The organism is Paraburkholderia translucens (assembly GCF_020881035.1).
Lineage (GTDB): Bacteria > Pseudomonadota > Gammaproteobacteria > Burkholderiales > Burkholderiaceae > Paraburkholderia > Paraburkholderia translucens.
In genome coordinates this window covers 1-17140 of sequence record NZ_JAJITC010000020.1, presented here as the reverse complement: position 1 = coordinate 17140, position 17140 = coordinate 1, and the positions used below count along the sequence as shown (strand labels likewise).

Here is a 17140-nt window from a genome sequence, read left to right as displayed (position 1 = left end):
AGCTTTTTGCTGTCAGGCCAGCCGGCTTACTTCGGCAGCGGGCCGTCGACACCCTCGACGTACCAGTTCAGGCGCTGCAGCTCCGCATCGGTCAGGGTTTTGCCTTCAGGCACCTTGACCGCGCCCGACTGATCCTTGATCGGGCCGGTGAACACATCGCGCTTGCCGCTCGCGAGTTCATCACGCTTCGCCGCGACCTGCTTCTGCCCGTCGGCCGGAATCGCCGACGTGTTCAGGTTCTCGAGGTTGACGGCCTTCTGCGGAATGCCCCACCACACCGGATCGTTCTTCCACTTGCCGTCGAGCACCTGCTGGATGACCGCCGTGTAGTACACGCCCCAATGACCGACCACCGAGCCGAGATGCGCATCGGGACCGAACTTCTTCATGTCCGAATCCCAGCCGAACGCATGCACGTGCTTCTCCGATGCGGTCGCGAGCGTCGCGCTCGAATCGGTGTTCTGCAGCAGCACGTCGGCGCCCTGACCGATCAGCGTTTCGGCGGCCTGCTTTTCCTTGCCCGGATCGAACCAGCTGTTGATCCAGATCACCTTCGTATGCACCTTGGGATTCACCGAGCGCGCGCCGAGTGTGAACGCGTTGATGTTGCGCACCACTTCCGGAATCGGCACCGAGGCGACGAAGCCGAGCGTGTTGCTCTTCGTCACGTAGCCCGCGGCGACGCCGGCCAGATACGCGCCCTGGTACATGCGAAGGTCGTAGGTGCCGAAGTTCGGCGCCTTCTTGTAGCCGGTTGCGTGCAGGAAGATGGTGTCCGGAAAGTCCTTGGCGACCTTCAGCTGGAAGTCCTGGAAGCCGAAGCTGGTGCCGAAGATGATCTTGTTGCCCTTGTTCGCGAGATCGCGGAACACGCGCTCGGAGTCGGCCGATTCCGGCACGTTCTCGACGCGCGTGATCTTGATCCGGTTGCCGAACTTCGCTTCGGCTTCCCGCGAGCCCTGGTCGTGCGCGAAAGTCCAGCCGGCGTCGCCCGGATTGCCGAGATAGACGAACGCGACGCCCGGCACGTCGGCGGCCTGCGCGGTTTGCGCGAGCGGCGCTGCCAACGCCAGCGACGCCGCGCCCCATGCAAAAGCGGTCAGCAGGTTTCTTCTCTTCATCTTTTTTCCCTTGTCGTGATGAGCGAATGGTGTTGAGCGGATCGATATTAAACGTGTGGTGTCGTTAGCCCGCCGAGAAAAACGGCTTGCCGAGCGAGGCGGGCGCATTCAGGCGGATCGTGTTCGGGTTGCGCGAGATCAGCGCGAGCACGACGATCGTCGCGACGTACGGCAGCATCGCGAGGAACTGCGTCGGCACCGGCACGCCGATCGCCTGCGCGTAAAACTGCAGCCCCGTCACCGCGCCGAACAGCAGCGCGCCGATCAGGAGGCGCCCAGGCCGCCACGTCGCGAACACGACCAGCGCGAGCGCGATCCAGCCGCGCCCCGAAGTCAGGTTCTCCTGCCACAGGTGCAGATTGACGATCGAATAGTAGCCGCCGGCCAGTCCCGCCATGCCGCCGCCGAACGCGACCGCGCCGTAGCGCACGCCGACCACCGGAAAGCCGACCGAGTGCGCGACCTGCGGCGATTCGCCGACCGAGCGCAGCACGAGACCCGCGCGTGTGCGATACAGGAACCAGCCGATTGCCGCGAACATCAGGAACGCGAGGTAATCGAGCGGCGTCAGCGTGAACAGCGCCGGGCCCAGCACCGGGAGCTTCGACAGACCCGGGATCGTCCACGTATCGATCGTCGCGCGCACCGCGGCCGACGTGTACGGCTTGCCCACATACGCGGACAGCCCGATGCCGAAGATCGTCAGCGACAAACCGGTCGCGACCTGGTTGGCGAGCATCGTCAGCGTGAGGAACGCGAACAGCAGCGACATCGCGAGACCGGCGCCGATCGCGGCGAGCACGCCGAGCCACGGACTGCCGGTGATCGACGTGACCGCGTAGCCGCTGACGGCGCCCATCAGCATCATCCCTTCCACGCCGAGATTGAGCACGCCCGATTTTTCGGCGACGAGTTCGCCCGCGCCCGCGAACATCAGCGGGATCGACGCGGTGATCGCGCTCGACGTGAGTGCGGTGGCTTGCTGGATATCCATAATGACTCTGAAAGCGGATGAGCGGGCTTAACGAGCCGCCGCGGCGGCCGAGCGGCGCCGCACGCGGTAGTTCACGAACAGGTCGGCGCCGAGCAGGCAGAACAGCAGCAACCCCTGGAATACGCCCGATAGCGCCTGCGGCAATTGCATCGAGGTCTGCACCGCTTCGCCGCCGAGGTACAGCAGCGCCATCAGGAGACTCGCGAGCACGATGCCGAGCGGATGCAACCGCCCCACGAATACGACGATGATCGCGGTGAAGCCGTAGCCCGGCGACCACGTTGCCTGCAACTGGCCGATCGGACCGGCGATCTCGCCCATGCCGGCGAGGCCCGCGAGGCCCCCGCTGATGAGCAGCGACGTCCAGATGGTTTTCGTGTCGGAAAATCCCGCATAACGCGCGGCGAGCGGCGCAAGTCCGCCGACGTTCATGCGGTAGCCCGCGAAGCTCTTGCGCATGAACAGCCAGACGAGCGGAATCGCGATCAGCGTGAGGAACACGGAGGCGTTCAGGCGCGTACCGCGCAGGAATTTCCAGTGCCAGTCGCCGTACAGCACCGGATACAGCGCGTCGCCGCTGAACATCTCCGACAGCGGGAAATTCATGCCCTGCGGATCGCGCCAGGGGCCGCTCACGAGGTAGATCAGCAGTTGCGTCGCGACGTACGTGAGCATCAGGCTCACGAGGATCTCGTTGGTGTTGAAGCGGCTCTTCAGGAACGCGGGAATCGCGGCCCACGCCATGCCGCCGAAGATGCCGGCTGCCATCATGGTCGGCAGGATCCACCAGCCGCTCGCCTGATCGAAATAGATCGCGACGCCGCTCGCCGCGATGCCGCCGAGCAGCATCTGCCCTTCGGCGCCGATGTTCCACACGTTCGCGCGATAGCCAATGGCGAGGCCGAGGCCGATCAGGCACAGCGGCGACGCTTTCAGGAGCAGCTCGGACCAGCCGTTGATGCTGGAGAGCGGCTCGATGAAAAACGCGTGCATCGCCTGCAACGGGTCGCGGCCGACGAGGCCGAAGATCAGGAAGCCGATCGCGAGCGTCAGCAACGCGGCGATCAGCGGCACGGCAAGCTGCATCGTGCGCGAGGGCGTCGTGCGGGCTTCGAGTCGATAGGGAAGCATCATGGCTAGCGTGTGATTATTCGGTTTCTGTTCTTCAGGGTTCGCAGTCGCATGGGTGGTTGGCGTGCTGGCTGTTGGCGCGGTGAGCCGGCTCGCGGCAGGCCGTGCTCCGCTTCACGCATGCGCCGGCTGGTCCGCCGCGGGCGCCGCGCCCTTGCGGTCGCCGAACAGCCCCGCCATCCAGCGGCCGATTTCCTCGGCATTGGTCGCAGCGGTCGCGCGCACCGGCGAGAGCCGCCCGCCCGCGAGCACCGCGATGCGATCGCAGATATCGAAAAGCTCTTCCAGCTCCTCCGAGATCACCAGAATCGCGACGCCGCGCGCCGACAGATCGAGCAGTTGCTGACGGATGAACGCGGACGCGCCGACATCGACGCCCCACGTCGGCTGCGCGACCACGAGCACCTTCGGCGCCTGCAGGATTTCGCGGCCCATGATGTATTTCTGCAAATTGCCGCCCGACAGACTTTGCGCGAGCGCGTCCGGGCCGCCGCAGCGCACGTCGAACGCATCGATGCAGCGCTTCGCGAACGCGCGCATCGCGCCCGCCCTGATCCAGCCCGAGCTGACCATACCCTGCCGATGCGCGGTCAAAAGCGCGTTGTCGGCCAGGCTCATCGCCGGCACCGCGCCGCGGCCGAGCCGCTCTTCGGGCACGAAGCCGAAGCCGAGCGCGCGCCGTCCGCCCGCGCCGAGGCGCGCGGCGGGCTTGCCGCAGATCGTGATGGCGTCGGCCGGAAGGCTGCGTCTTTCAGCGCGTTTTTCGCCGGACAGTGCCGCGAGCAGTTCGGCCTGCCCGTTGCCCGACACCCCGGCAATGCCGAAGATCTCGCCCGCATGCACGCTGAACGATACGTCGCGCAACGACGTGCCGAATGGATCGTCGCTCGCGACCGACAGCTGCCTGACATCGAGCTGCACCGCGCCCGGCTTGTGCTCGCGCCGTGTGTAGTCCGGCAGCGAATGGCCGACCATCAACTGCGCGAGCGACGCATGCGTCTCGTTCTTCGGCTTCACGTGACCGGTCACGCGGCCGCCGCGCATCACGGTCGCGGTGTCGCACAGTTCCTGGATTTCGTCGAGCTTGTGGCTGATGTAGAGGATGCTGCAGCCTTCGGCGGCGAGTCGGCGCAGCGTGGTGAAGAGCTTGCGAACCGCCTGCGGCGTCAGCACCGAGGTGGGCTCGTCCATGATCAGCAGACGCGGATTCTGCAGCAGGCAGCGCACGATTTCGACGCGCTGCCGCTCGCCCACCGTCAGGCTGTGCACGTGCCGCTGCGGATCGATATCGAGACCGTAGTCGGCCGACACCTCGCGAATGCGCCTGGATAACGTCTTCAGATCGAACGGTTCGTCGAGCGCGAGCGCGATGTTTTCGCCGACCGTGAGCGTCTCGAACAGCGAGAAGTGCTGAAACACCATGCCGATGCCGAGCTTGCGCGCGGCCGCCGGATTCGCGATGTCGACCGTCTCGCCTTCCCAGCGGATCTCGCCGGCGTCGGGCCGCACCGCGCCGTAGATGATCTTCATCAGCGTGCTTTTGCCCGCGCCGTTCTCGCCGAGCACCGCGTGAATCTCGCCGGGTGCCACGACGAGGGTGACCTCGTCATTGGCGCGCACGGCCGGATATTGCTTCGTGATGCCCGTGAGCTCGAGCCGGGGGACCGCCCCGCCGGTGAATTGCGCGCCGTCGCTATGTGGAGTGTCGCTCATGAGATTCCGTATGCGTTCGTGACGATCCGTCACCACAACCGGTTGAAGATACCTAATTCGACCCACTCAGTCGAGTTGACAAAATTCCCGCAAACCCACGCCGCTACAAGCTCCGCGGGTATGCAGCCCTTGACGCGGATTTTCTTCCATATTAGAACGCATATGCATCTACGTCCGATCGATCAGCCAGTACATATATTCCGGAGAGTCCATGAGCCAGCAACGCGAGGCGATCGACACGTACCTGCTACGCGTGTTGCACACGCTGCTGATGGAGCGCAGCGTGACGCGCGCCGCCGTCAAACTGAACCAGTCCCAACCCGCAATCAGCGCGGCGCTGCGCCGTCTGCGCGATATCACCGGCGATCCGCTGCTCGTGCGCGGCAAGTCCGGCATGGTGCCGACCGAGTACGGCCTGCGCCTGCTCGAACCGGTGCAGAACGCACTGCGCGAGATCGAGCGCATCAGGTTCCAGCAGCACAACTTCGATCCGGCCACGTCGATCCGCTGCTACCGGATCGGTTGTCCCGACTACCTCAACGTACTGTTCGTGCCGACCGTCGTCGAACGTTTTCGCCAGGCCGCGCCGAACGCGACGCTCGAATTCCATTCGCTCGGCCCCGCGTTCGACTACGAACTCGCGCTCGAGGACGGCAAGCTCGACATCGTCGTCGGCAACTGGCCCGAGCCGCCCGAGCAGTTGCATCTGTCGAACCTGTTCGTCGATCAGATCGTCTGCCTGATGAGCAGCACGCATCCGTTCGCCAAACGCGGCGGGCTCACGCTCGACCAGTACCTGAACGCGCCGCATCTCGCGCCGACACCTTACTCGGTCGGCCAGCGCGGCGCGATCGACGTTCACCTCGCGCGCGAGCGGCTCAAGCGCCACGTGGTCGTCACGCTGCCCTACTTCAATCTCGCGCCGTACGTGCTGATCAAATCCGATCTGATCTTCACGACGACGCGCCTGTTTGCCGACTACTACGCGAAGTTCCTGCCGCTGACCGTGGTGCCCGCGCCGCTCGATTTTCCGCCGATGCAGTACTACCAGTTGTGGCACGAGCGCGTGCATTACTCCGACGAAGTGCGCTGGCTGCGCGGTCTCGTCGGCGAGGCGACCCGGACGTTGATCGACAAGCCCTGAGGCGCCATGCGGCGCCGATGCCTCATCCGCTCAGGCCGCCGCCTCGTAAAGCTGCCGGGCAAGCCGGTTATGCCGCTCGATCACCGGCCCGAGCTCGAGGGTCGCAAGTTGCCCATTCTTCACCACCACCTTGCCGTCGATCACGCTGTAGCTGACCTGCGAGGGTGCGCAGAATACCAGAGCCGCGACCGGATCGTGCAGCGCACCCGCAAACTGCGGCTCACGCAGATCGAACGCGACAAAATCCGCGGCCATGCCGGGCGCGAGCGCACCGATGTCGTCGCGATTGAGCACGCGCGCGCCGCCAAGGGTCGCGATTTCGAGCGCCTCGCGCGCGGTCATCGCGTCAGGCCCGAAACCGACGCGCTGCAGCAGCAGAGCCTGACGGACCTCGGCAACCATCTGCGCACCGTCGTTGGACGCCGAACCGTCGACGCCGAGCCCGACCGGCACGCCCGCGAGCCGCATGCGCCTGACCGGCGCGATGCCCGACGCGAGCCGCATGTTCGAGCACGGACAATGCGCGACGCCGGTGCCCGTGCGCGCGAACAGCGCGATGCCCGCGTCGTCGAGTTGCACGCAGTGGGCATGCCACACGTCGCGGCCGACCCAGCCGAGATCGTGCGCATACTCGGCCGGCGTCATGCCGAACTTCTCGCGGCTGTACTCGACGTCGTTGACGTTCTCCGCCAGATGCGTGTGCAACGACACGCCGTACTGGCGCGCGAGCACCGCCGATTCGCGCATCAGGTCGCGGCTCACCGAAAACGGCGAGCACGGCGCCACCACGACGCGCAGCATCGCATAGCGACCCTCGTCGTGATACGTCTCGATCAGACGCTGCGTGTCCTTCAGGATGTCCGCTTCACGCTCGACCACCGAATCGGGCGGCAGGCCGCCGTCTTTCTGCCCCACGCTCATACTGCCGCGCGCCGCGTGAAAGCGCATGCCGATCCTGCGCGCGGCCGCGATGCTGTGGTCGAGACGGCTGCCGTTCGGATAGATATACAGATGGTCGCTCGAAGTCGTGCAGCCGGACAGCAGCAGTTCGGCCATCGCGGTCAGCGTCGATACTTCGATCATGTCGGGCGTCAGGTTCGCCCATACCTTGTACAGATTCGTGAGCCAGCCGAACAGCTCGGCGTTCTGCGCGGCGGGAATCGCACGCGTGAGGCTCTGGTACATATGGTGATGCGTGTTGACGAGGCCCGGAATCACGAGGTGGCCGCGCAGGTCCAGCACCTCGTCGGCCGTGGGCGGCAACTGATCCGTCGGGGCGACCGCGACGATCCGGTTGTCCTCGATATAAAGGCCGGCGTCGCGCAGTTCGCGCCGCTCGCCATCCATCGTGACCAGCACGTCCGCATGCTTCACGAGCATCGTTTTGCCGGGTTGTTTCACTGCTTCCTTCATCGTCGTTAGTTTCTCCGCCCGCACAGCGCTTACCTTCGGTAGCCAAAATCCCGCTGACAACACGCGCGGTTGCGATACCCAACTTCACATCGCCAATATAGTGGCGCTTTTTTGGCGCCGATACGATCGGCCGATGAGTCGGGGCGGCTTTCGAACGGCTGTCCATCATGCGCGAACCATTATCTTGCCTATCGCTCGCGCGCTGAACGGAGCATCCTTTTTACAATGGCTGCCACGGCGCTCGCTTCGATTCGCCGACGGGTATGCAGCCACTGACGTGGAGCCTCGATCCGCCGCAAACGTCATGGATCGGGCCGCCGCCGACTCCTCGCATTCACACAAGGACAATTGCGAATGGGCAAGCTCACTACCCACGTGCTCGACACGGCGAACGGCCGTCCCGGCGCGGGCATCAAGGTCGAACTTTTCGCGCTCGCGGGCGGCACGCGGCGCGCGGTCAAAACCACATTCACGAATCACGACGGCCGCTGCGACGAGCCGCTGCTCGAAGGCGACGCGCTCGTCGCGGGCGAATACGAGCTCGTGTTCGGCGCGGGCGACTACTTCGCCGCGCTCGGCATGAAGGTGCCGGAGCCGCGCTTCGTCGACCTCGTCGTGCTGCGCTTCGGCGTCGCCGATGCCAATGCGCACTATCACGTGCCGCTGCTGGTGTCGCCGTTTTCCTACAGCACGTATCGGGGCAGCTAGGCCGTCATCGCGCGCACAACGAATCAGAAGCGGAGGAGTTTCATGGAATGCTTCATCACCGACTGGCTGAACCTCGCGATTCGCTGGTTCCACGTCACCGCCGCGATCGCATGGATCGGCGAATCGTTCTATTTCGTCGCGCTCGACAACAGCCTGAAACCGCCGACCGATCCGAACCAGCGCCGCCGCGGCGTGTTCGGCGAGCTGTGGCACGTGCACGGCGGCGGATTCTACAACATGCAGAAGTACACGGTCGCGCCGCCCGAAATGCCCGAAGACCTGCACTGGTCGAAATGGCCGTCGTACACGACGTGGTTGTCGGGCTTCGGTCTCTTTACCGTGCTGTATCTGTTCTCGCCGAGCACCTATCTGATCGACAGGAACGTGCTCGACATGGGGCCTGTGGTCGCCATCGCATCGGCAATCGGTTTCCTCGCGGCCGGCTGGATCGTCTACGACTCGCTGTGCCGGATTCTCGGCGCGCGCGACCGGCTGCTCGGCCTCTGCGTCGGCGTTTACGTGCTGATCGCGGCGTATCTCGCCTGCCATATCTTCGCGGGCCGCGCGGCGTATCTGATCATGGGCGCGATGCTCGCGACGATCATGTCGGCCAACGTGTTCTTCGTGATCATTCCGGGCCAGCGCAAGATGGTCGAGGCGATGCTCAAGGGCGACACGCCGAACCCGATCTATGGCAAGCGCGGCAAGCAGCGCTCGGTGCACAACACGTATTTCACGTTGCCGGTCGTGTTCGCGATGCTGTCGAACCACTACGCGATGACCTACACGCATCCGTACAACTGGGCGGTGCTCGTCGTCATCATGCTGGCCGGTGCGCTGATCCGTCAGTTCTTCGTGATGCGCCATCGCGGCCAGGTGCTGTGGTATCTGCCGCTAGCCGGCGTCGCGCTGATGTGCGCCGCGCTCGTGTGGACGATGCCGCGACCGGTGGTGCCGCAGGCGCAAGCCGCCAACGCGCCGGCGCTGAAGGTTGCCGACATCGCGCCGGTGCTGCAGCAGCGCTGCGTGGCCTGCCACTCCGCGCATCCGACGTTGATGGGCAGCGCACCGGCCGGCGTGCTGATGGATACGCCTGACGAAATCTCGCAGAACGCGCAGCGCATCTATCAGCAGGCCGTCACGCTGAAGGCGATGCCGCTCGGCAACGTCACGCATATGACCGACGACGAGCGAATGAAGATTGCCGCGTGGTTCGAGGGCGGTGCGGCGAAGTAAGGAACGCTGCCGGAATGACGGAGCCGGCGCCGAGGTAGAGGTTGGAACGTGAAGCGGGCTTGTCGCGTGAGCGGCAAGCCCGTCAGTGTTGGGGATTGCGGCGTGCGGAGCCAATCGAACGTTTGCGTGATTTTGTATCCCGTGAGCTACAAAAATAGTCGATGACGCGCCCATCGTAGCCCCAGAGGCACAAAAACAATTAATCTCTTTGCGCCTGTTGGGCTACAATATTCCCATATTTGCTGGATTTGATGCCCTGAGGCTACAAATGACCAACCTCGCCGATGTCTCGGACATGCTCAAAACCGTACGCCGCGACAGCAAACTGTCGCAGGAAGAACTGGCGCGCCGCGCGGGGGTTGCCCGCACGACCGTCGCGCGCATGGAGACGCTCGCGAAAAATGACATGAGCGTGTCCGTGCTCGTGCGCCTGCTCGAAGCCGCCGGTTACGACCTCAAGTTCGTCGCGCACGGGCATGGGCGCACGCTCGAGGACATCCTCGCCGAGCAGCGCAGACCGGACGCGCAGCCATGAAGCTCGACGTTCAGGTACTGGGCAAAAACGTCGCGACGTTGTTTCGTGAGCGCGATGACTATGTCCTCAAATACAACCGCGAGGCGAGCGCGGCCGACTTCGTCAGTCTGACGATGCCGGTGCGCGAAGAGGCCTGGCGCTGGCCGCGCGACCTGCATCCGTTTTTCCGCCAGAACCTGCCCGAGGGCTATCTGCTGAATCTGATCCGCGAGCAATTCGGGCCGCTGCTCGACGGAACCGATCTCTCGCTGCTCGCCGTCGTGGGCTCGATGGGTATTGGCCGGGTCACCGTCACGCCGGAAGGTGTCGCGCCGGGCACGGAGCTCCAGGCGCTCGACGTTCAGGACATCCTGCACGGCGACAACTCCGCCGAGCATTTCGCGCAACTCGTCCGTGAATACGCTAGAGCGGCTATTTCGGGCGTCGTGCCCAAGTTCATCGCGCCGGAGAAGCAGGCGCCCGACGCATCGACACCGGTGCAACTCGGCAAGCCGACGCTTCGAACGAGCCGTCACATCGTCAAAGGTTCGGACGACAATACGCCTTTTCTCGGCTTCAACGAGTTCTATTCCATGCGTGTGCTGGAGCGACTAGGAGTGGCGCCCGTCGCGCGCACGCAGATGTCGGACGATGGCCGTGCGCTGATCGTCGAGCGCTTCGATGTCGATGCGCAAGGGGTGCCGGCGTACGGCGTCGAAGACCTGTGCGGCCTGCTCGGTTTGCCGCCGCACGAGAAATACAATTCGACCAGCGAGAAAATGCTCAACGCGGCCCGGGCCTATCTGCTCGATCGCGACACCATACGGGAGCAACTCCAGCAACTCTGCTGGCAACTGCTCACCAACTACGTCGTGCGCAACGCGGACTGCCACACCAAGAACGTCGCCCTGTTCTATACGTCGGTCGACGATGTGGCGTTCACGCCCGTCTACGATGTCGTGACGACGCAGGCTTATCCGCGCTTCGCCGCCAATCCGCCGGGCTTGCCGATCGACGGCCGGAAAACCTGGGCAGCCGGTAAAGCGCTGGAACGATTTTTCAACACCCGCATGGGCATCGCGCCGCGGCAATACGGGCAGATGGTCGAAGCGCTGTGCGACTCGGCTGTCGGCGTGGGCCATGAATTGATCGAGGCGGCACGCAACGAACCGCAGTGGCGCACGGTCGCCAAGCAGATGCTGCATGCGTGGGACGACGGTATGACAGCGCTGCGCTCGCCGAAGAAAAGCCTGCAATTCAAGGGGCTCAAGCCAGCGATCGAAGCAGCGGGATTTTCGGCACCTGAGCCTCCCGAACGCTCAAGGCAGGTCATCGGGCATTCGCCGCTGCTCGGCAGGAGAAACTGAGCGGTACCCATGCCAAAAGCCCGCGCCGTAACCGGCATCGCCGGCTTTTCTCGTCAACCTCGCGACGCTACCGGCCACCCGGCAGCTGCATGACCATCAAACCGCCACTGCGCTCAACGCATCTTCCGTGAGCCAGAGCGGCTCGGCCAGATCCCGCTCGTCCAGATTGAGCCCCTCGCCGCCACGATCGACGACGACAAAGTCGCTCACTTCGCCCAACACAATCAGCGGATGGTGCCACACGCCTTTCGCGTAGTTGACACCCTGCCAGCCGCTCGTGACGAATGCACGGATCCGCGTCGCGTCGAGCTCGCCCGCGGGCGCGACGACGACCAGGTACGGCTTGTCGTTCAGCGGCACGAACGCCTGGCTGCCGAGCGGATGACGCTCGAGCATCTTCACTTCGAACGGCAGCGTGCGCGGCTGGCCACGAAACAGATTGACGAGCGTGCGGCCGTGCTCGTCGGTGACGTCGATTTTCGCGAGGTCGTGGTAGCGGATCGTCGTGCCCAGATTGATCGGAATCTGCTGCGCGCCTTCGAGTTCGATCACGTCGCCGAATGCGGCGAATGCTTCCTTCGTCAGCGGTTCGATCGCGAGCGCTTTCATTCGAGCGTACCCCACAGCCGCAGACGCGACACGCCGCCGTCCGGATAGATGTTGAAGCGCACATGCGTAACGGGCCCGAGCGCCGCGAGCTCGCTTTCGAAGAAATGCTGCTTGTCCATCTGCAGTTTCTGTTCGCCGAGCAGCACCGGCCAGAACATCGCCTGCGTGACGAGCGAGCTGTCGGTCCCCCCCTTCACATACGCGGCCTGGATCGAACAGCGATCCGGATAGTTGCCCTTGAAGTGCGCGGTGTCGACTTCGATCTTGCGGATCACGCCCGGCTGCGCGAGCGCGATGATCGCCCAGTCGTTGCCCGGCTCCCGGCGACGGCGCGTTTCCCAGCCATCGCCCATGTTCACGCCGCGGCCCGGCATCAGCAGCGTCGAGGCCGCGCCGAAGTGCTGGTTGTTCGCGCCGACCAGATACGCGCCGTTTTCCATCGCGGCGAGATCGAACAGCTCGGCGCGGCTCGCGCCGGCCCAGTCGACCTGCGGCTGACCGTACACGCGCAGACGCGCGATGCCGCCGTCCGGATAGATGTTCACGCGCAGATGCGTGTACGCGCCCGTGTCGCCGACTTCGAGGTAGTGATGGCTATTGCCCTGCAACGTGGTCGACGGCACGATCTCGGTCCATTGCGTCGCCTGGTTCGGCACGCCATCGACGATGCGTGCCGCTTCCACCGACGCCGCCGGCGGGAAATTGCCGGTGAAGTGGCTCGTGTCGAGGTCGAGCCCCTTGATCACGCCCGGCCGCGCGAGCTTGACGATGCACCAGTCGTAGCCGGTCGTGCGCTTGCGGCGCGTTTCCCAGCCGTCCATCCACTTGCCGTTGTCGTCGTACTTGCCCGGAATGAAGACGGCCGGTTCCGGATTCAGCATGCGGTCCTTCGGCGCGAAGAATTCGTCGCTGGCCTCGAGCGCCTGCGCGCCCAGACGCGGGTCCGCCAGATTCACGTAACGGCGCGTAAATTCCGGTGCGTTGGGGTCGAGAATCGGAAGTGCCATCCTGGTCGTCCTTGAGATCGATTGGTGCGGAAAAATGGTGCGGCTCGCTGCCTGACGCTGCGCGCCTCACACGCCGATCAGGTCGTCGAGCCGCAAGCGTGCAATGCGATAGATCTGATCGAGGTTCGCGCGCATTTCGTCGGCACGGCTATTGTTCACGCGCGATTCGAAGTTCGCGATGATGCCGTGGCGGTCGTAGCCGCGCACCGCGAGAATAAACGGAAAGCCGAATTTCTCGCGATACGCGCGGTTCAATTCATGCAGCTTGTCGAACTCTTCCTGGGTGCATTGCGCAAGACCCGCGCCGCTTTGCTCGCGCGTCGATTCAGCGGTCAGCTCACCGCGCACCGCCGCCTTGCCGGCCAGCTCCGGGTGCGCGTTGATCAGCGCGAGCTGCTTGTCCTCGCCCGCCGCTTCGACGATCTGCGACATCCGTCTATGCAGTTCGTCGACGCTCGCAAACGGTCGCTCGCGCGCCGCGGCTTCGGCGACCCACGGCGAGTGCTCGAAGATGCCCGACAGCGCCGCGACGAACGCGTCGCCCGAGATGCCGTTCAGTTGATCGAGGGTGTATTGCATCGCCTTCATGCGGCAGCCTCGCGGCTGTCTTGCCGGTAAGGATGAGTTGCGTGCCAGTGCCGCGCGATATCGACGCGCCGCGACACCCACACGCTATCGTGCCGCTCGATGTGATCGAGAAAGCGCTGCAGCGCGCGAAAACGCCCCGGCCGCCCAAGCAGCCGGCAGTGCATGCCGATCGACATCATCTTCGGCACTTCGTCGCCCTCTTCGTACAGCACGTCGAAAGCATCGCGCAGGTAGGTGAAGAAGTGGTCCGCGGCGTTGAAGCCCTGCGGGGTGGCGAAACGCATGTCGTTGGTGTCGAGCGTGTACGGCACGATCAGTTGCGGCACGGTCTTGCCGCCCGATACTTCGACGTCCATCCAGAACGGCAGGTCGTCGCCGTAGTAGTCGGAGTCATAGAGGAAGCCGCCGTATTCGGCGACCAGCCGATGCGTGTTCGGACTGTCGCGGCCGGTGTACCAGCCGAGCGGCCGCACACCGGTCACGCGCTCGATCGCCTGCATGCCGAGGCGCATGTGCTCCGCTTCCTGTTCCGGCGACATGTTCTGATAGTGAATCCAGCGGTAGCCGTGGCACGCGATCTCATGCCCGAGCGCGACGAACGCTTGCGCGACGTCGGGATTCCGCTCGATCGCCATGCCGACGCCGAACACCGTCAGCGGCAGGTCGCGCCTTTCGAATTCGCGCAGGATGCGCCACACGCCCGCGCGCGAGCCGTATTCGTAGATCGACTCCATGCTCATGTGCCGCGCCGGATACGCCGCCGCGCCGACGATCTCCGACAGAAACTGCTCGGAAGCGGCATCGCCATGCAGCACGCAGTTTTCGCCGCCCTCTTCGTAGTTGAGAACGAATTGCACCGCGACACGCGCTCGCCCCGGCCAGTTCGCCTGCACCGGGTGGCGGCCGTAGCCGATCAGATCGCGTGGGTAGTTCGGGTCGAGTGGCATGGTTTGACGGATGCGTAATGACGGGACCAGGAATTCGCTTGCAGCTCGGGCTCACAAGCGCTCGGCAACGGCGGCGGGATCGGCTCGTGCAAGCGTTCGAACGGCGGCTCCGGCGTTGGCCGAAGCCGCCGCACCGAGTTGAGCCAGTGTAGCGAAAACACCCCGGCGCGCCCATACGGCCGGGCAGATAGTGCGTGTTACGCCGAGTGTATGTGCGAGTCCGACGACTCGGCGTTTACCCGCGGCGCGCCGGGGCTGAACGGCGCGAGCGCGCCGTCGTAGCGCTTCGCGAGCGGCCGCGCGTAGTCGCCGCGCTTGGCCGTCGCGAGACGCAGCGCGACCAGCGCCTCGGTCCATTTGACGGCCGCCGTCACGCCTTCGATCACCGGCGCGCCGAGTGCGTCCTCGATCTCCGCGCACAGTTCGGCCATGCCCGCGCAACCGAGCACGATCGCGTCCGAGCCGTCCTCGGCGAGCGCGCGCCGGCATTCGTCGAGAATGATGCGGCGCGCCGCCGAGCCTGGCTTGTCGAGATCGAGCACGGCGACGTCGGTCGCACGCACGTTGCGGCAGAAGCGCTTCATGCCGTAGCGCTCGGCCAGATGCCAGGCCATCCCGCAGGTGCGCGCGAGCGTCGTCACGACCGAGAAGCCCGGGGCAAGCACGCTCGCCGCATGCATCGCCGCCTCGGCAATGCCGATCACCGGGCCGCGCGCGAGTTCGCGAGCCGCATAGAGACCAGGGTCGCCGAAGCACGCGATCACGTAGCCGTGGCAGCCTTCCCGCTCGCCCGCCGCGACTTCGGCGAGCAGACCGGGCGTGGCGAGCGCTTCGTCGTAATAGCCTTCGATCGACGGCGGGCCCATCGTCGGATTGACGGCGACCACTTCGGTGCCGGGTGCGGCGACTTCGCGCGCGCAGCGCCCCATCGCCTCGGTCATGCGGCGCGTCGTGTTCGGATTGATCAGCTTGATACGCATGGCGACTCCTGTTCGACTCGTTTTTGCAGCGGCGAAAGCTTGCGAAAACCCGGCGCGCCTCAGCGTGCGAGCAGCCAATAAAACAACGCGCCAAGTCCCGCACCGATGAACCATGAAAAATTCGCCAGGCCGTCGAGTCCCGGCACCATCACGCAGATCACCGCGATCAGCGCGGCCGGCAACAGCGCGGCCACCGCGCGATAGTTGACACCGTTGCGATACCAGTACGAGCCGCTCGGGGCGACCGTGTACAGATCGTCGAGTACGATCCTCTGACGCTTCACGAGGTAGAAGTCGACGATCAGGACCCCGTACAAAGGTCCGATGAAGCTGCCGAGCACGTCGAGCGTGTAGTGGATCACGGCCGGATTGTTGAACAGATTCCACGGCGTAATGAACACCGACGCGACCGCCGCGAGCATGCCGCCCGCGCGCCAGCTGATCAGGCCCGGCGCCACGTTCGAGAAGTCGAAGGCCGGCGACACGAAGTTCGCGACGATGTTGATGCCGATCGTCGCGATCGTGAAGGTCAGCGCGCCGAGAATCACCGCCAGCGGGTAGTCGATGCGGCCCACCGTCTCGACCGGGTCCGTGATCAGTTCGCCGAACACCGGCAGCGTGGCCGCGGTCGTGATCACCGTGACGAGCGAGAACGCGAGGAAGTTGACCGGCAGGCCCCAGAAATTGCCGCTCTTGACGCTGCGAAAGCTCTTGCCGTAGCGCGAGAAGTCACCGAAATTGAGCATCGGTCCGGAGAAGTACGACACCACCAGCGAGATCGCCGTAATCATCACCGGCACCACTTCCATGCCGTGATATTTGACGCCACCGAGATTGATGCCGATGTTGCGCCAACCCGCGCGATACACCATGTAGCCGGCGAGAATGAACATCACGACGTAGACGGCCGGCCCGGCGAAATCGATGAACTTCTTGATGGTCTCCATGCCGTGCCAGAACACCAGCGCCTGCAGCACCCACAGCAGCATGAAACCGGCCCAGCCGAGCGTCGACAGACCGAGCAGGCCATGCCGGTGCACGTCCGCATACGGCATCAATTGCGGCATGAACTTCAGCACGACGATCACGAGCGCGCTCGACGCGAGATACGTCTGAATGCCATACCAGGCGACCGCGATCAGGCCGCGGATCACCGCGGGCACGTTCGCGCCCAGCACGCCGAAGGTCGCACGGCACGCGACCGGGTACGGCACGCCGTTCAACCGGCTCGGCTTCACGATCAGGTTGCACAGCACGTTCACCAGCGTGATGCCGACGAGCAGCGACACCAGCACCTGCCAGCTCGTCAGGCCGAGCGCGAAGAGACTCCCCGCGAACACATAGCCGCCGACGCTATGCACGTCCGACATCCAGAACGCGAAAATGTTGTACGCGGTCCAGTTCTGCGCGCGTAGCGGCGCAAGGTCTGCGTTGTAGAGCCGCTCGCTGTAGCCGGCCGGCATCGATGGATCGGCTTGCGTCGTACCGTCCGGGTAGCTGGAGATGGGATGACTGCCTGGCGCTGCACTTAACTGAGCCATGATTCCTATATGAACGCGTCCCGTTTGCAACAGTTTTCGTGTGTTCCGACAGACAGGATGGGCTGCAGCTCTATATCCGGCCTTGTTGCAGTCGGTGCTGCGGCTGCGGGCCCCTATGAAATCCGCT

The 17140-nt window shown here is 64.7% G+C and carries 16 protein-coding genes; 5 read left to right on the top strand and 11 right to left on the bottom strand.

Features of this window, described 5'->3' with window-relative positions:
- Positions 1-26: 26 nt before the first annotated feature.
- From LJ655_RS26990 to LJ655_RS26975, 4 genes are all read right to left on the bottom strand, one after another.
- Entirely contained in the window at positions 27-1121 is a 1095-nt protein-coding gene (locus LJ655_RS26990; protein ID WP_230564222.1) for a BMP family ABC transporter substrate-binding protein, read from the bottom strand.
- A gap of 64 nt (positions 1122-1185) precedes the next feature.
- Positions 1186-2115 carry an ABC transporter permease gene (locus LJ655_RS26985; RefSeq protein WP_230564221.1) on the bottom strand — a complete coding sequence of 310 codons (930 nt, stop codon included), beginning with the start codon at positions 2113-2115 and terminating at the stop codon, positions 1186-1188.
- Between the two features lie 27 nt (positions 2116-2142).
- Positions 2143-3249, bottom strand: a complete 1107-nt coding sequence (locus LJ655_RS26980; protein ID WP_230564220.1) for an ABC transporter permease — start codon at positions 3247-3249, stop codon at positions 2143-2145.
- Between the two features lie 111 nt (positions 3250-3360).
- Positions 3361-4959, bottom strand: a complete 1599-nt coding sequence (locus LJ655_RS26975) for an ABC transporter ATP-binding protein (RefSeq protein WP_230564219.1) — start codon at positions 4957-4959, stop codon at positions 3361-3363.
- 211 nt (positions 4960-5170) lie between these two features.
- Here LJ655_RS26975 and LJ655_RS26970 point away from each other — a divergent pair, with 211 nt between their 5' ends.
- Positions 5171-6103: a LysR substrate-binding domain-containing protein gene (locus LJ655_RS26970; RefSeq protein WP_230564218.1), complete on the top strand. Its 933-nt coding sequence runs from the start codon at positions 5171-5173 to the stop codon at positions 6101-6103.
- Between the two features lie 30 nt (positions 6104-6133).
- Here LJ655_RS26970 and LJ655_RS26965 read toward each other — a convergent pair whose 3' ends face one another.
- Positions 6134-7516 (bottom strand): 8-oxoguanine deaminase, encoded by a 1383-nt coding sequence (locus LJ655_RS26965; protein WP_230564217.1) that lies wholly within the window; start codon positions 7514-7516, stop codon positions 6134-6136.
- A 354-nt stretch (positions 7517-7870) separates the two neighbouring features.
- Between LJ655_RS26965 and uraH the strand changes: the two genes are divergently transcribed.
- The 4 genes from uraH (at position 7871) to LJ655_RS26945 (ending at position 11341) form a co-directional block, all read left to right on the top strand.
- The gene (gene uraH / locus LJ655_RS26960) at positions 7871-8224 is read left to right on the top strand and encodes a hydroxyisourate hydrolase (RefSeq protein WP_230564216.1); all 354 of its coding nucleotides are present in this window, start codon (positions 7871-7873) and stop codon (positions 8222-8224) included.
- A 42-nt stretch (positions 8225-8266) separates the two neighbouring features.
- A complete protein-coding gene (locus LJ655_RS26955; RefSeq protein ID WP_230564215.1) occupies positions 8267-9460 on the top strand; it encodes a urate hydroxylase PuuD in 1194 nt (397 codons plus the stop codon).
- Between the two features lie 268 nt (positions 9461-9728).
- Complete coding sequence (locus tag LJ655_RS26950) at positions 9729-9995, top strand: helix-turn-helix domain-containing protein (RefSeq protein ID WP_230564214.1); 267 nt, start codon at positions 9729-9731, stop codon at positions 9993-9995.
- The gene (locus tag LJ655_RS26945) at positions 9992-11341 is read left to right on the top strand and encodes a type II toxin-antitoxin system HipA family toxin (RefSeq protein ID WP_230564213.1); all 1350 of its coding nucleotides are present in this window, start codon (positions 9992-9994) and stop codon (positions 11339-11341) included. The genes LJ655_RS26950 and LJ655_RS26945 overlap by 4 nt, the downstream gene beginning before the upstream one ends.
- A 96-nt stretch (positions 11342-11437) precedes the next feature.
- Here the strand turns inward: LJ655_RS26945 and LJ655_RS26940 are convergent, their stop codons facing one another.
- The 6 genes from LJ655_RS26940 to LJ655_RS26915 form a co-directional block, all read right to left on the bottom strand.
- Positions 11438-11950, bottom strand: coding sequence for an ureidoglycolate lyase (locus LJ655_RS26940; RefSeq protein ID WP_230564212.1), 513 nt, complete (start codon positions 11948-11950; stop codon positions 11438-11440).
- Entirely contained in the window at positions 11947-12957 is a 1011-nt protein-coding gene (gene alc / locus LJ655_RS26935) for an allantoicase (RefSeq protein WP_230564211.1), read from the bottom strand. Before alc ends, LJ655_RS26940 begins: the two co-directional genes overlap by 4 nt.
- A gap of 66 nt (positions 12958-13023) precedes the next feature.
- Complete coding sequence (uraD, locus tag LJ655_RS26930) at positions 13024-13545, bottom strand: 2-oxo-4-hydroxy-4-carboxy-5-ureidoimidazoline decarboxylase (protein ID WP_230564210.1); 522 nt, start codon at positions 13543-13545, stop codon at positions 13024-13026.
- Positions 13542-14492, bottom strand: coding sequence for an allantoinase PuuE (gene puuE / locus LJ655_RS26925; protein WP_230564209.1), 951 nt, complete (start codon positions 14490-14492; stop codon positions 13542-13544). The genes uraD and puuE overlap by 4 nt, the downstream gene beginning before the upstream one ends.
- A gap of 197 nt (positions 14493-14689) precedes the next feature.
- Positions 14690-15472 carry an aspartate/glutamate racemase family protein gene (locus LJ655_RS26920; protein ID WP_230564208.1) on the bottom strand — a complete coding sequence of 261 codons (783 nt, stop codon included), beginning with the start codon at positions 15470-15472 and terminating at the stop codon, positions 14690-14692.
- Between the two features lie 59 nt (positions 15473-15531).
- Entirely contained in the window at positions 15532-17013 is a 1482-nt protein-coding gene (locus tag LJ655_RS26915) for an NCS1 family nucleobase:cation symporter-1 (protein WP_230564207.1), read from the bottom strand.
- Positions 17014-17140: the final 127 nt, after the last annotated feature.